We start from the raw sequence: 13,547 nt of genomic DNA, 5'->3' as shown, positions 1-13,547 counted from the left end.
GTATTGTCAATATCCTCAGGTGGTACGAGAGCTGCGATACACGGAAACGCCGAGTTCGCGGATCTTTTTCCTAAGCGTATTACGATTGAGGCCGAGCAGATCTGCCGCCTTGATCTGGTTTCCGCGTGTTGCGGTCAGCGCTGCGAGAATCAGCGGGTATTCCATCTCATGCAACACGCGGTCGTAGAGGCCGGGTGGCGGCAGGTTTTCGCCGAAGCTCGAGAAATATTCCCGCATATTCTCTTCCACCGCCTGCGAGATCGTCAGGTTGCCGCTGCGAACGGTCGTTCGGTCGATCGGGCTATCGGGAACGTCAGACTGAAGCTCCTGCTCGATGATTTCACGGGTGATGACTTCCTGCGGATAGAGCGCCATCAGACGACGGATCAGGTTCTCAAGTTCGCGGACGTTGCCTGGCCAGGCGTAAGCCTTCATCAACTCCAGCGCCTCACCCTCGAAACGCTTGCCCTCAAGACCCTCCTTCTCGCCAGTCTGGATAAAGTGACGCACGAGGTCGGGAATATCTTCGGCGCGATCGCGAAGCGGCGGCAGGCGCAGCGGAACGACGTTCAAACGATAATAGAGGTCTTCGCGGAAAAGACCCTGGTTGATCGACTGCTTCAAATCCTTGTTGGTGGCGGCTACGATGCGGACATCGGTGCGGATTGGCGTGCGCCCACCCACGGTCGTATATTCGCCCTGCTGCAAGACGCGCAGCAGACGGGTTTGGGCATCCATCGGCATGTCGCCGATTTCATCGAGAAACAGCGTGCCACCCTCCGCCTGTTCGAAACGGCCGGTTGAGCGGTTCTGTGCGCCGGTGAAGGCACCCTTCTCGTGGCCGAAAAGTTCGGATTCGATCAGGTCGCGTGGGATAGCCGCCATGTTGATGGCGACGAAGGGGCCATTGCGTCGCTTGCCGTAATCATGCAGCGCACGCGCTACCAGCTCCTTGCCCGTCCCAGACTCGCCGGTAATCATAAGCGTCAGATCCGTCTGCATCAGACGGGCCAGCACGCGGTAGATTTCCTGCATCGCTGCTGAACGGCCGACCAGCGGCATGCCGTCCTGCATGTCGTCATCGAGCTTCGCAGGCTTGCGTTTCGGCTCCGAGAGCGCGCGGCCTATGATGGCGATCAATTCCGTCAGGTCGAAGGGCTTCGGCAGGTAATCATAAGCGCCCTTCTCGGACGCCTTGATCGCGGTCATGAACGTGTTCTGAGCACTCATAACCAGAACCGGAAGCTCAGGCCGCGCCTTTTTGATGCGTGGCAGCAGGTCGAAGGCGTTTTCGTCCGGCATGACCACATCGGTAATGACAAGGTCGCCCTCGCCCGCCGAGACCCAACGCCATAGCGTGGCGGCATTGGACGTGATGCGCACATCGTAACCGGCGCGGCTCAGCGCCTGGTTCAGAACGGTGCGGATAGCCGCATCATCATCGGCTACGAGAATCGTTGCTGTCATGGATTGGACCCTGTCGAGTTCGGTATAATGCTGTCGTCCGGCGCGACTTCAGGCGAAACCGGCATCAGGACGCGGAATGTCGTACGATGGTTCTGGCTGTCGCATTCAACGATGCCGCCATGGGCGCCGATCAGCTTCGCAACCAGTGCCAAACCGAGGCCGGAGCCATTGGTCTTGGTGGTGATGAAGGGGTCGAAGAGATGCGGCAGAAGATCGGATGGCACGCCCGGACCGTTGTCATGCACACAGAATTCGAGCGGCAGAGAAATACGCTCGCGGCTGCCCGCCACCGATAGGCGAATGCCCGGGCGATAAGCGGTGGTGAGAACGATTTCGCCATCCTGCTGATTGCCCACTGCTTCCGCCGCGTTTTTCACAAGATTGAGAAAGACCTGCACCAACTGATCGCGGTTGGCATAGACCGGCGGCAAGGACGGATCGTAGTTTTCCGAAATCTTGATGTTACGAGCAAAACCAGCCTTGGCAACGGCTTTAACATGATCGAGGACCGAGTGGATGTTGACCGGCACGCGGTCCACCGGACGCTCATCGGAGAAAATCTCCATGCGGTCTACCAGTGAGACGATGCGATCCGTCTCGTCGCAGATCAGCCGCGTGAGAGCTCTGTCCTCATCCGGAACCGAAGATTCGAGCAGTTGCGCAGCACCTCTGATCCCGGAAAGCGGATTTTTGATTTCGTGGGCAAGCATCGACGCTAGACCCGTGACAGAGCGCGCTGCGGCGCGATGTGTGAGCTGGCGATCGATCTTGTCCGCCATCGACCGTTCCTGAAACACGACGACGACCGAACCCGGCTCGCTGACAACGGGCGCGACATAGAGATCGACCAGCTTGTCCTGACCAAGCCTTGGGGATGAAAGATCAACGCGATATTCGTTGACGGGAGCGCGGCGCTCTCGGACCTGATCGATCAGCGCCAGAAGAGGGCTGCCGAAAGGGATGAAAGTTGAAATACGATAGCGCGCCATATGAGCCGCACTGGCGCCGAAGAAGGCTTCTGCCTCCCAGTTAGCGAAAGCAACGAAGCCTTCTGCATCCACAAGGATGACAGGGTTCTGCACGGCATTCAGAACGGCCATTGCCAAGGCGTTACCACCCGGCGCAGATGAATTTCCAGCGCTCATGCAGCCTTCCTTGCGCCATCGTCTTCCGCTCCGCGTTCCAGTGCGCCGCGCAGCACCACGATGACCTCGCTCGTGTTTTTCGATGTCATGATCAGCACCTTCTCCTCGGCCGTGGTTGAGGGGGCGAACCGGTCGAGATACCAGCCGAGATGCTTACGTGCATGACGAAGACCAGCCTCCAGACCGTAAAATTCGAGCATCATCTCATAATGCTCGACGGCAATATCGGCGATATTCTGTGGTGGAGGTGCCGCGTGTCCGGCGAGAACGGCTGGCAGCCAGGGCTGCCCCTGCGCACCGCGCCCTACCATCACCGCATCGGCGCCCGAAAGGCGCAATATCTCGGCGACATCGCTTTCCGTTTCCACGTCACCATTGGCGATTAACGGTATCGAAATAGCGCTACGGACTGCGCGGATCGCGCTCCAATCCGCCTTGCCTTCGTAAAACTGCATGCGCGTGCGGCCATGGATGGTGATGAGCTTTACACCTGCGGCTTCGGCCCGCGCTGCGATGTCTGGGGCGTTGAGGGAGTTTTCGTCCCAACCCAGCCGCATCTTCACCGTGACAGGCACATCAACCGCCCTGACGGTCGCCTCAATGAGGGTCAGCGCATGATCGGGATCGCGCATCAGCGCAGAGCCGGAGTAGCCGCCCGTCACCTTCTTGGCCGGGCACCCCATATTGATGTCGATGATATCGGCGCCATTATCGGCAGCTATTTTCGCGGCCTCCGCCATCCAGTGCGCTTCGCGTCCGGCAAGCTGCACCATGTGTGGCGTCATGCCCGCATTCTTCAGACGAGCCCAGGACTCGCCCTTGTTTGCCACGAGCTCGCGGCTCGCAACCATCTCGGTCACGACCAGGCCCGCACCAAAACGCCAAGCAAGTTGACGGAAAGGAAGATCAGTGACGCCTGACATAGGTGCGAGCACTGCCCGGTTACGAACAGCGACACCACCGATCTGAAATGAGTCTGACAGCGCCGGGAAATGCAATTGGCGATCTTTCATGCAGATAGAAATTTTGCATTATTTTTAGACAGCGTTTGAGCGCTTGCCAAGCGCCCGCGATGTTTTTTTGCGTGTTTTTTGATGAATTTACCTGCGCGTGACGTCTACTACTTTAAACCCGCAACATAACACAGACATTTCTGGCCGTTGGATGCACATATCTTGGCTGGTCATTCGGCTTTTGAAACGTTAGATCACCCGTGTCAATCTGCAACAATCGCAGAAACGGCATGGGTGAAATGCGGAAATCCAAGATGAAAATCGGTGTCGTCCTTGTCGCAGCGGGCCGTGGAGAGCGCGCAGGCTCACCTGAAGAGGGGCCTAAGCAATATCGGCTGATCGGCGGCAGACCCGTCATCGAACGCACTCTGGAAACGTTCCTTGAGCGGCAACAGTCTGTCGCGATTGCCGTCGTTATTCACCAGGATGACGCCGCCCTTTTCGAGCCGGTTGTAGCCCGTCTAGCGGCTGGCGATAGGATCAAGGTCGTTACCGGCGGCGCGACTCGGCAGCAATCCGTCCTTGCAGGCCTCGAAGCGCTGAAGGCAGAGGACGTCACGCATGTGATGATCCATGACGCAGTCCGTCCCTTCATCGATGGCGATCTTCTGGAGCGGGTTGCGCAGCGTCTAGAGAGCGGTGCTGAAGCGGTGCTGCCTGCGCTTGCGGTCACAGACACGTTGAAGCGTGGCGAAGCGTCTTTGGTTCAGGAGACTGTATCGCGTAACGGCCTGTTTGCCGCCCAGACCCCGCAGGCCTTTCGATATAGCTCTATCCTTGCAGCGCACCGGGATGCCGCCTCATCGGGTCGGGACGATTTCACAGACGACGCCTCGATTGCGGAATGGGCTGGCCTGCCGGTTAGCCTCGTCGAAGGGGCAGTCGATAATGTCAAACTCACTTTGAAGCGGGATATCACCATGGCTGATGAAAAACTCTCTGCAGCACTTCCGGATGTGCGGACCGGAAACGGGTATGATGTCCATCAGTTGGAAGACGGCGATGGTGTGACGCTTTGCGGCATCTTCATTGCGCATGATCAGAAACTCAAAGGCCATTCCGATGCGGATGTGGCGCTTCATGCGCTGACCGACGCCCTTCTTGCAACCTGCGGTGCCGGGGATATCGGCGATCATTTTCCGCCGTCGGATCCGCAATGGAAGGGTGCCGCTTCGCGGATTTTCCTCGAACACGCGGCAAAGGTCGTGCGCGGGAATGGCGGTACGATCATGAATGCGGACGTCTCGCTGATTGCGGAAGCGCCGCGCATCGGGCCGCACCGCCAGGCCATGCGCGAGAACCTCGCCGATATTCTTGGCATCTCGCTCGACCGATGCTCGGTCAAGGCAACCACAAACGAGATGATCGGCTTCGTCGGACGGCGTGAGGGCATTGCAGCGATCGCCACCGCCACGGTGGTTTACCAGCGGAGGCCGGTATGAGCATCTTCCCCGCCGATATCGAAGACCGGGCCCGACAGATCATTGCAAGCTTCTCCGGTGAAAAGCACATGGTATCGACGGCGGAAAGCTGCACGGGCGGGTTGATTACCGGCGCGCTGACCGAGATCTCCGGTTCCTCCGCGGTGGTGGATCGCGGCTTCGTCACCTATACGAATGAGGCCAAGATGGAGATGCTGGGCGTGTCGCGGGCCACACTCACGGCCTTTGGAGCTGTCTCCAAGGAAACCGCGCTGCAGATGGCCCATGGCGCCCTGTTTCGCTCGCGGGCGCATGTTGCCGTTGCAGTCACAGGTATTGCAGGTCCCGGTGGCGGCTCTGCTGCAAAACCGGTTGGTCTGGTGCATCTTGCGGCGAAGAGCCGGGATGGCAGGCTTCTCCATCGCGAAATGCGCTATGGCGATATCGGTCGCGATCAAGTACGCCTTGCCACCGTCAGAACCGCGCTGGACATGGTTTTGGAGCTGTCTCACTCCGCATAAATGCGGTCGGCGCGGGCTTCGAACGCTTCGGCGAACATGCGGAAGGCACGATCGAACATCGAGCCCATCAGAGCGCCCAGAAGGCGGTTCTTGAACTCGTAGTCGATGAAGAAATAGACCGAGCATCCGCCATCATCGGTCGGCTCGAAGCGCCAACGATTGTCCAGATAGCGGAACGGCCCGTCGAGGTATTTCACATCGATGGCGCGTTCTTCCGGCTTCAAAAGAACCTGTGTGGTGAAGGTTTCGCGGATGGCCTTGTAGCCAACCGTCATATCCGCCACCAGCAGCGTCTTGCCGTCGCGCTCTTTCTTGGAGCGCACGGTGAGCCCGTCACAGAGAGGCAGAAATTCCGGATATTTCTCCACATCGGCGACGAGATCGTACATCCGGTCGGGAGAATGTTTGACAAGGCGGCGTGTTTCAAATTGCGGCATGAGCGGGAATTAAGGTGCACTCCGCATAAGATCAAGGAGGCGATCCGCCTCGTGTCGTGATTTCACCTGAAATATCGGAACCTCTGGACCATAAAGATGGAAATTGCGCTCAAAGAGCGGGGCATGACGTTTCTCGAAGGTCCAGACGTAAGTCAAAAATTCGAGGTCGGGCAAAGGTTCAGGACAACCGTCAGCCATATCCGGTCGCACTCTTCCGTAATTGCGCATCACCCGGCGCGCAATCCCCGCCAGACATGCAAGGCGAGGCACGCGCATCCAGATCACGATATCGGTTCGTGGCAAACGAAGGTCGAAGGTGGAGGGATTGCTTCCGTCCAATACCCAGCGATCACGAGCGATGATGTCCTTGATGATGCGATGCTGCTCGGCCCGGTCGCGTTGCGTCCAATTGGGAAGCCAGCGCACGTCTCGATCTATCGAGAAATATTCGGCTTCAAGATGATGCGCGACTTGCCGCGCGAGCGTCGTCTTTCCCGCACCGGACGAGCCGACCACCAGCGCGCGGGATGCATTTACCAGCAGCCTCGCGGCGTCTTCGATATCACCAATATAGTTTGGCACATCTTCCCCCTGCCCTATAGCCGCGGCTCGCCGCCAATCGCCGAGTCGAGATCGCTCAGCATGCGATTCGTATCGTGGTAGCTTTTGATAATGATGACCGGCAAATCCTCTCGCGCTGCTTCAAGATGCTGCATGATCTCAGGTGATTCGGCCTTCTCGAAATTCCAGATATAGAACAAAAACTTAGCATCGATCTTTTCCGGGCATCCGTCGGCCATTTCCGGTCGCACCTTGCCGCGGTAGTGAAGCCAGCGCTTCACGACGCTTATCAAAGAAACCCAGCGGGAAAAGCGCAGCCAGATCACAGCCTCCGTCCGCGGCAAGCGAAGAGGCAGCGTGCCTGGGCTGTTGCCATCGATGATCCAACGATCTTCCGCTGCAAAGGCGGTCATGCGTTCGACAATCTCCGGCCTTGGCCTCAGCTTCCAGCCGGGCAGCCAGAAGATATCTCGGTCGCAGGATATGTGGGGCAGTCCGAGACGCTCAGACAGACCTTTGCTCAGCGTGCTTTTGCCATTACCGGAGCACCCCATGACGAGAATACGGCGAGAGCCTCTGATGACTTGCACGGCCTCTCTGGTATCGTTGACGATGATCATCCTCATCACCCCTGCATAGCAGTTCTTAGAAAATCGCTATTGCAACCCTGCTGGGTGGATTGCTATTAAATTAGAAGATTGTTTGCAGCCATGAGATGCAACCGGGCCAAGATGTCGAATTTTGGCGCGGTTTCGTGTCTGGCGCGTTTTTCAACCATAAACCGGACCCCATGGTCCAGCCGAGAGATACGATGGACGACTTTTCCAACATCATCAACCTTCTCGAATCCGCTAAGCAACTCGCCTCGATGAACAGCATGCCGGTATTGGCTTACCTTATCGATGTGGCGAAGTGCGAGGCGCGCGAGAACAAGCCGGTGCTGCGCAAGCGCAAGCGTGGCGAATCGACAGCGAAGCAGGAATCCGAGGCCTGAGCCTCTGTTCCAGTTCTTTAAGCGTCATGTTAGAAGGTGGCCGCGAGGCCACTTTTTGCGTTTAAGGGAAGGAGAACGCCGTGCAGGCTGCATCTGTCGATCTCCGCTCCTATTCGAAGGAATGGCCGGAGGAACGTCACGCCTTCGTCCAGATCGTCGTGCCGCTCCAAGGGAGTATGGATCTCGACGTTGGCGGGTTGCAACAGAGGCTCTCCACATCGAAAGCCGTTCTGATCACCGGCAACATCAAGCACAGCATTGTCACCTCGGACAACAACCGCTCTCTGATCGTCGATCTCGACGAGCGGTACGTCTCCGAAGCAACGCTGGAGAGATTCTGCAATAAGCCGTTCATCGACCTCACCCATCGATCGGCTTCGGTAGCGCGCCATATGCGACGATCCATTCATGACGGCGAATGCGATTCATCCTCAACGAGGCTGTGGGCAGAGCTTCTGGTCGGAAGCTTCACGGACGAAAGGGCAGACGTCGCGTCTCGACTGCTGACGCTGAAAGCATTGATCGAGATCGATCCGTTTCAACCCTGGACGGTGGAGCGGATGGCATCCGAGGTGGAGATCAGCACGAGCCGTCTGCATGCCCTGTTTCTGGATTACTTTGACGCCACGCCGCATGCCCTGCTCGCCGACATGCGGATGAAGAAAATCTGCGCCCTTCTATCCGGTTCGTGCCTGCCGATTGCCGAGATCGCCGCACGGGCAGGATTCTCCGACCAGACCGCATTGACCCGTGCCATGAGGAAGTCGATGGGCATTACCCCCGCCGCCTATCGGCGCAACGCAATTTCCTGAACCACAAGAGTTTATGTCAAGACAGGCACTTCTTGCGCATGCCAAACAGCCGCCATAGACGCGAGGGCATGACATGAACAAGACCGGCTTGGGGCTATTTTACGGAATGCTTGCGGGAGCGCTGTGGGGCGGGATTTTTCTTGCGCCGAAGCTCATTCCGGCAGGCTTCACACCGTTGCAACTCTCCACGGCCCGCTATCTGACCTATGGTTTTATCGCGCTCGTGCTGATCGCGCCGAAAATCAAACGCGTATCGGCACAGTTCGGTCGGGCGGAATGGACGGCTCTCCTGTGGCTCAGCCTCGTCGGCAACCTGCTCTATTACGTTTTCATCTCGACCGCCGTCCAATTGAGTGGCGTCGCCTTCACCTCGATCATCGTCGGCTTTCTGCCGGTAGCGATTACCGTCATCGGCAGCATGGATCATGGCGCTGTGTCGCTAAAGCGGCTCTGGCCGTCTCTCTTCTTGGGGGCCGTTGGGATCATCGGCATCTCTTGGCAATCGCTGATGCATGACGGAACACCATTGGATGCTCGCAAGCTTATAGGGCTGGCAGCCGCGATCGGTGCCCTGGCCTCCTGGACGGCTTTTGCGGTCGGCAACGCGCGATGGCTCGTGCGTCTGCATGCGGTCAGCGCCGATGAATGGAACCTCATGACCGGCGTTGTCACCGGCGGCATCGCGCTTGTGCTTGCTGTACCCGCTTTTGCGTTTGACGACGTTGTCCATCCCGCGTCTGACTGGATGCAGTTTACGATGGTCGCGGCCGGTCTTGCCATCTCGGCGTCGATCTTCGGCAACGCGCTGTGGAACCGCATGAGCCGGCTCCTGCCGCTGACAATGGTGGGACAGATGATCCTTTTCGAAACGCTGTTCGCCCTGCTCTACGGCTTTCTATGGGAAGGCCGTGGACCAACGCTCATCGAAAGTGTCGCAATCCTCGCCGTCGTTCTCAGCGTTCTGCTATGCATGCAGGCGCATCGGCCACGCAAGGTGCATGGTTGAAGACATAGCTCTCACATAGTTCGAACTGTTATGCGATCAGGCCAGCGCCGAACTGCGCTTCATAAAGCCGGCTGTATGGCCCTCTCGCTGCAAGAAGTTCCTGATGGTTGCCGCTCTCAACGATGCCGTTGCCGTCAACGACGACAATGCGCGAAGCATCCCTGATGGTCGCCAGACGATGGGCGATGATAAGCGTCGTGCGCCCTTCGGCCAGTTCACCAAGCGACTGCTGGATGGCGCGTTCGGTTTCGGTGTCAAGGGCGGACGTCGCCTCGTCAAGAATGAGGATTGGTGGGTTCTTCAGGAACATGCGGGCAATCGCGAGACGTTGCTTCTGTCCGCCGGAGAGTTTGACGCCACGCTCGCCAATCACTGTTTCCATGCCGTCTGGCATAGCTTCGATGACATGATCCAGACGTGCGCGCCGCGCCGCAATCCAGATATCATCATCGCTTGCGCCGAGACGTCCATACTCAATGTTCTCGCGGACAGTGCCGCCGAACATGAAGACGTCCTGCTGGACGATACCGATCTGGCTGCGCAACGACGCCAGCGTCATCTTGCGGATGTCGATGCCGTCAATGGTGATGGCGCCACCAGAGACCTCGTAGAAACGCGGCAGCAACGAACACAAAGTCGTTTTGCCCGCACCAGAAGGTCCGACGAAGGCAACCGTTTCTCCGGCGCGGATGGTCAGATCGATGTTGGAGAGAACCTGTTTGCCATCAGCATAACCGAAGCTGACGGCAGCATACACGATGTCTCCACGAAGGGACGGAGCCGTAATCGCATCCGGCGCATCGGCAATATCCGGCTCGGTATCGATCAACTCGGTGAAGCGGCGAAACCCGGCAATGCCCTTGGGATAGGTTTCGATTACGGAATTGATCTTCTCGATCGGCCGGAAGAAGACATTCACCAAGAGAAGGAAGCTGACGAAGCCGCCATTGGTCAGGTCGCCGTGCAGGACGAGCCAGGCACCGCAGATCATGATGATCATTTGCGTCAGGCGCATGCTCATATAGCTGAGCGACGTGCTGGCGGTCATGATCTTGTAGGCATCGAGCTTGGTGCGGCGATAGCGCTGATTGTCTTTTTCGAACAGCGCGCGCTCGTGATCCTCATTGGCAAAGGCCTGGACCACCCGCATCCCGCCGACATTTTCCTCGATGCGGGCATTGAAGGCGCCGACGCGGTTGTAGAGCGCCCGGAAGTTGTTGGTCATGCGCGTACCGTACCGGCTCGTCACATAGGCTGTCAGAGGCACAATGACCGCCGTGATCAGTGCCAGTGGCATATTGACCCATAGCATGAGCAGGAATGCGCCGATAAAGGTCATAATTGCGATGAAAAGATCTTCCGGCCCGTGATGCGCAACCTCACCGATCTCCTCCAGATCCTTTGTCAGGCGGCCGACAAGATGGCCTGTCTTCTGATTATCGAAGAAGCGGAAGGAGAGTTTCTGAAGATGATCGAAAGCAGCTCGGCGCATGTCTGTTTCGATGTTGATGCCGAGCATATGTCCCCAATAGGTGACGGTCGCCATCAGGCCGGTATTGAAGACATAGACGATAATCAGCCCGAACGATGCGGCCATGATAACCGGCCAGTTCGATGCTGGCAGAAGAACGTCGACGAAAAGCTTCACCGCCATGGGAAAGCCCAGTTCGAGAAGACCCGAGAACACGGCACAGGAGAAATCGAGAATGAAGAGCCCCCGATACGGGCGATAGTAAGCGAAGAATCGGCGCAGCATGATGATTGGCCCAGAACGGAGCAGGAAACCTCAGAGGTTGTAAAAGCGCTTGTTCATTCTCACATTCATGTCAGAAGTCCAAGCACGTTGCTCAATTTTTACCAAATTCGTCCAATATGTTTTGCGACAACATAAAAGCGAAATAACGGGGGAATAGATTGCGCCCCACATCTCACCTGTGACAGTGTGACCCGCTGCCCGGGAATGCGAAAGAGACTAGAGTGAATAAAGCCGACAATCATCATGCGGATGGAGAAACCCGGTGGCTGGGTGCTGCGACCCATGCCCGCATCGCATTGGTCCCCTCCATCTCCGCTGCCCGCTGGCTTTTGCTTTTGATTGTCGCAGCCGGTATCTACTTCTTTTACGGCTTTCTTGTTCCCGTGCTGGCCGCTCTCGTTATCGGCTTTGCCAGCTGGCCCATCTATCGGCGACTGCTGGACCGCGTGGGCGGCAACAACACAGTCGGCGCGACCATTGCGATCTTGTTGATCATCGCGTTCCTGATCGTCCCGATCGTGATTGCGGCCTCCTACACTGCCGGTGAAATACGCGAATGGTTCGGCTGGGCTGTGGAGGTCAATAAGACGGGTGCGCCCGTTCCGGAATGGATAGCAGCACTTCCCGGTGTCGGCGTCTGGTTCAGTGAACAATGGACCCGTTACGTCGGCACACCGGGCGCCATCGGTGAAGTCATCCAGCTCGTCAGCGGCGCCAACATCGGCAATATCTATCGCGCCATCGTGGCGGCGGGTAATGGCGCATTCCACCTCGTCCTGACGCTGCTCTTCATGCTGATCGCTTTGTTCTTCGTCTATCGCAACGGTGTGGGATTTGCCCGCCAGGTCGACCTCGTCGGTGAACGGATCCTGCCCAACCGCTGGGAGCGTATCTCGCGAGTGGTCCCCGCAACAATCAGCTCCACTGTCACAGGCATGACCCTGATTGCCATCGGCGAAGGCATCATTCTTGGTATCGCCTACTGGATTGCAGGCGTCCCCTCCCCGGTGACGCTCGGCGTTCTGACAGGCGTCATGGCGTTGATACCCGGAGGTGCGCCGCTCTCCTTCACGCTCGTGTCGATCTATCTGCTCGCAAGCGGCTCTCCTGCCGCAGGTATCGCGCTCTTCATCTGGGGATCGGTGGAACTGTTCATCGTTGACAAGACGATCCGCCCGCGCCTGGTCGGCGGCCCTATCAAGCTCCCTTTCCTGCCGACTTTTTTCGGTCTCGTCGGCGGCGTCAAGACGATGGGCTTTCTCGGCCTATTCATCGGCCCGGTACTGATGGCGCTTTTGGTTGCCGTATGGCGCGAGTGGGTTCGCGAAGCCGAGATATCGGCAGGCGAACCCGTTATCGTGCAAGAGCTTCATGAAGAAGAGATCGAGCTCGTAGAGGAGCCTCCGAGACCTCGAAAGACGGTGAGCTCGGTTTAGAGACGCAGTTCCATGAACATGCTGAGCTGATCCGGCTTGTAGGGCGGGAATGGCTCGATCTCGATAAAACCGGCTTTACGATAAAGGTTGATGGCCTCAGGCTGGCTGATGCCTGTTTCCAGACGAATTGCTGTAAGGTTTATGTCCTGCGCGCGCTCAATCAGCGCTGTCATCATGCGTTTGCCGATTTGCAGGCCCCGCGCCTCAGGATCGACAAACATTCGCTTGATCTCCGCGGTGCCGTCTCCAGCTTCTACCAGTGCACAACAGCCGACAATTGCGCCGTCATTTCGCGCGACCAGGAACGAGACATTGGGCTTTTCAAGCGCATCGAGATCGACAAGATGGTTGCTCTCGGCTGGATAAAGCGAGGCCATATAAGCGTTCGACAGATCCATGAGGCGGGCGATTTCCGGCTGGCGTGGCGATTCCTGATTGATTTCTACGGGCATGCTATTTCCATTTTCATAAGACGGCTTTAGCCGCAATAAGACTGCAATCATACTGAATGACAAGGTCAGTAAAACAGCTCTTCCGTCCGGAGAAAAGTGAAATGCGAACCGCCCTCGTCTTGATGACAATCCTCGGCTGCGATGATACGGCGTCCGACTGCCGATACATCGCCACAATGCAGCAGCGGTGGACGAGCATCGAACTCTGCGACGCCGAGTCGGAAAAGCAGCTTGGCCAATTCACCAATGTCTCCTATCCGGTCGTCGTTGCCGTGTGCCAGATTCCCGACGCCCCTGTCGAACAGGCGGCGACCGGGCAGGACGCTCCAAAGCAAACGCCAGAAATCGAAGCGCAAGAGGAACAGAACCTCGCGCAGCGAGCGATTGGCCGCGTGCGAAAAATCCTCCCCTCGACGGAAGGCGTGAAGGAGGTTCTGGGCAAACCCGTACGTATGGTCGAAGACAGCTATTCCTGGATTGCGAGACGCCTGTCCAAGTAGGGCTTTCCATGCAACCAGTGACCTGA

At 57.7% G+C, this 13,547-nt stretch carries 15 protein-coding genes; 7 read left to right on the top strand and 8 right to left on the bottom strand.

What is annotated here, in order from left to right:
- Nucleotides 1-15 precede the first annotated feature (15 nt).
- From ntrC to dusB, 3 genes are read right to left on the bottom strand one after another with little or no spacing between them, the layout of a single operon-like run.
- Entirely contained in the window at nt 16-1,467 is a 1,452-nt protein-coding gene (gene ntrC, locus QE435_RS20765; protein ID WP_062425347.1) for a nitrogen regulation protein NR(I), read from the bottom strand.
- Nucleotides 1,464-2,612: a nitrogen regulation protein NR(II) gene (locus QE435_RS20760; RefSeq protein WP_306932791.1), complete on the bottom strand. Its 1,149-nt coding sequence runs from the start codon at nt 2,610-2,612 to the stop codon at nt 1,464-1,466. Before QE435_RS20760 ends, ntrC begins: the two co-directional genes overlap by 4 nt.
- Nucleotides 2,609-3,625: a tRNA dihydrouridine synthase DusB gene (dusB, locus tag QE435_RS20755; RefSeq protein WP_349042517.1), complete on the bottom strand. Its 1,017-nt coding sequence runs from the start codon at nt 3,623-3,625 to the stop codon at nt 2,609-2,611. The genes QE435_RS20760 and dusB overlap by 4 nt, the downstream gene beginning before the upstream one ends.
- Nucleotides 3,626-3,855: 230 nt before the next feature.
- Between dusB and QE435_RS20750 the strand changes: the two genes are divergently transcribed.
- Both QE435_RS20750 and QE435_RS20745 read left to right on the top strand, forming a co-directional pair.
- Nucleotides 3,856-5,067, top strand: coding sequence for a bifunctional 2-C-methyl-D-erythritol 4-phosphate cytidylyltransferase/2-C-methyl-D-erythritol 2,4-cyclodiphosphate synthase (locus QE435_RS20750; protein WP_349042516.1), 1,212 nt, complete (start codon nt 3,856-3,858; stop codon nt 5,065-5,067).
- A complete protein-coding gene (locus QE435_RS20745; protein ID WP_306932786.1) occupies nt 5,064-5,567 on the top strand; it encodes a CinA family protein in 504 nt (167 codons plus the stop codon). Before QE435_RS20750 ends, QE435_RS20745 begins: the two co-directional genes overlap by 4 nt.
- Here the strand turns inward: QE435_RS20745 and QE435_RS20740 are convergent.
- From QE435_RS20740 to QE435_RS20730, 3 genes are read right to left on the bottom strand one after another with little or no spacing between them, the layout of a single operon-like run.
- Nucleotides 5,555-6,004 (bottom strand): type II toxin-antitoxin system RatA family toxin, encoded by a 450-nt coding sequence (locus QE435_RS20740; protein WP_062425352.1) that lies wholly within the window; start codon nt 6,002-6,004, stop codon nt 5,555-5,557. The genes QE435_RS20745 and QE435_RS20740 overlap by 13 nt on opposite strands.
- A 9-nt stretch (nt 6,005-6,013) precedes the next feature.
- Nucleotides 6,014-6,586: an AAA family ATPase gene (locus tag QE435_RS20735; RefSeq protein WP_349042515.1), complete on the bottom strand. Its 573-nt coding sequence runs from the start codon at nt 6,584-6,586 to the stop codon at nt 6,014-6,016.
- 14 nt (nt 6,587-6,600) lie between these two features.
- Nucleotides 6,601-6,978, bottom strand: coding sequence for a hypothetical protein (locus QE435_RS20730; RefSeq protein WP_349042514.1), 378 nt, complete (start codon nt 6,976-6,978; stop codon nt 6,601-6,603).
- Between the two features lie 398 nt (nt 6,979-7,376).
- Here QE435_RS20730 and QE435_RS20725 point away from each other — a divergent pair, with 398 nt between their 5' ends.
- The 3 genes from QE435_RS20725 (at nt 7,377) to QE435_RS20715 (ending at nt 9,377) form a co-directional block, all read left to right on the top strand.
- Nucleotides 7,377-7,559, top strand: a complete 183-nt coding sequence (locus tag QE435_RS20725; protein ID WP_306932780.1) for a hypothetical protein — start codon at nt 7,377-7,379, stop codon at nt 7,557-7,559.
- Nucleotides 7,560-7,639: 80 nt separating this feature from the next.
- On the top strand, nt 7,640-8,371 hold the full coding sequence (locus QE435_RS20720; protein WP_349042513.1) for an AraC family transcriptional regulator: 732 nt from the start codon (nt 7,640-7,642) through the stop codon (nt 8,369-8,371).
- Between the two features lie 73 nt (nt 8,372-8,444).
- Complete coding sequence (locus QE435_RS20715; protein WP_349042512.1) at nt 8,445-9,377, top strand: DMT family transporter; 933 nt, start codon at nt 8,445-8,447, stop codon at nt 9,375-9,377.
- Between the two features lie 28 nt (nt 9,378-9,405).
- Here QE435_RS20715 and QE435_RS20710 read toward each other — a convergent pair whose 3' ends face one another.
- The gene (locus QE435_RS20710) at nt 9,406-11,133 is read right to left on the bottom strand and encodes an ABC transporter ATP-binding protein (protein ID WP_349042511.1); all 1,728 of its coding nucleotides are present in this window, start codon (nt 11,131-11,133) and stop codon (nt 9,406-9,408) included.
- Between the two features lie 221 nt (nt 11,134-11,354).
- On the opposite strand from QE435_RS20710, the gene QE435_RS20705 reads away from it, so the two are divergent.
- Nucleotides 11,355-12,569, top strand: a complete 1,215-nt coding sequence (locus tag QE435_RS20705) for an AI-2E family transporter (RefSeq protein WP_306932773.1) — start codon at nt 11,355-11,357, stop codon at nt 12,567-12,569.
- Here the strand turns inward: QE435_RS20705 and QE435_RS20700 are convergent.
- Complete coding sequence (locus QE435_RS20700; protein WP_349042510.1) at nt 12,566-13,021, bottom strand: GNAT family N-acetyltransferase; 456 nt, start codon at nt 13,019-13,021, stop codon at nt 12,566-12,568. The two genes, QE435_RS20705 and QE435_RS20700, sit on opposite strands and share 4 nt — an antisense overlap.
- A gap of 101 nt (nt 13,022-13,122) precedes the next feature.
- Between QE435_RS20700 and QE435_RS20695 the strand changes: the two genes are divergently transcribed.
- Complete coding sequence (locus QE435_RS20695) at nt 13,123-13,521, top strand: hypothetical protein (protein ID WP_306932769.1); 399 nt, start codon at nt 13,123-13,125, stop codon at nt 13,519-13,521.
- Nucleotides 13,522-13,547 lie beyond the last annotated feature (26 nt).

Origin of the sequence: Agrobacterium sp. SORGH_AS 787 (genome assembly GCF_030819035.1) — a bacterium.
Classification (GTDB): Bacteria; Pseudomonadota; Alphaproteobacteria; order Rhizobiales; family Rhizobiaceae; genus Agrobacterium; species Agrobacterium larrymoorei_B.
The sequence above is the reverse complement of the archived record's forward strand: the minus strand, read 5'-3'. Positions and strand labels throughout refer to the sequence as shown.

Excerpts from the sequence above, each read along its gene's own strand:
- QE435_RS20695 (WP_306932769.1), top strand. The coding sequence starts at position 13,123 with ATGCGAACCGCCCTCGTCTTGATGACAATCCTCGGCTGCGATGATACG.
- QE435_RS20710 (WP_349042511.1), bottom strand. The coding sequence starts at position 11,133 with ATGCTGCGCCGATTCTTCGCTTACTATCGCCCGTATCGGGGGCTCTTC.
- QE435_RS20750 (WP_349042516.1), top strand. The coding sequence starts at position 3,856 with ATGGGTGAAATGCGGAAATCCAAGATGAAAATCGGTGTCGTCCTTGTC.
- QE435_RS20700 (WP_349042510.1), bottom strand. The coding sequence starts at position 13,021 with ATGCCCGTAGAAATCAATCAGGAATCGCCACGCCAGCCGGAAATCGCC.
- QE435_RS20745 (WP_306932786.1), top strand. The coding sequence starts at position 5,064 with ATGAGCATCTTCCCCGCCGATATCGAAGACCGGGCCCGACAGATCATT.
- QE435_RS20725 (WP_306932780.1), top strand. The coding sequence starts at position 7,377 with ATGGACGACTTTTCCAACATCATCAACCTTCTCGAATCCGCTAAGCAA.
- dusB (WP_349042517.1), bottom strand. The coding sequence starts at position 3,625 with ATGAAAGATCGCCAATTGCATTTCCCGGCGCTGTCAGACTCATTTCAG.
- QE435_RS20730 (WP_349042514.1), bottom strand. The coding sequence starts at position 6,978 with ATGACCGCCTTTGCAGCGGAAGATCGTTGGATCATCGATGGCAACAGC.
- QE435_RS20740 (WP_062425352.1), bottom strand. The coding sequence starts at position 6,004 with ATGCCGCAATTTGAAACACGCCGCCTTGTCAAACATTCTCCCGACCGG.
- QE435_RS20715 (WP_349042512.1), top strand. The coding sequence starts at position 8,445 with ATGAACAAGACCGGCTTGGGGCTATTTTACGGAATGCTTGCGGGAGCG.
- QE435_RS20760 (WP_306932791.1), bottom strand. The coding sequence starts at position 2,612 with ATGAGCGCTGGAAATTCATCTGCGCCGGGTGGTAACGCCTTGGCAATG.
- ntrC (WP_062425347.1), bottom strand. The coding sequence starts at position 1,467 with ATGACAGCAACGATTCTCGTAGCCGATGATGATGCGGCTATCCGCACC.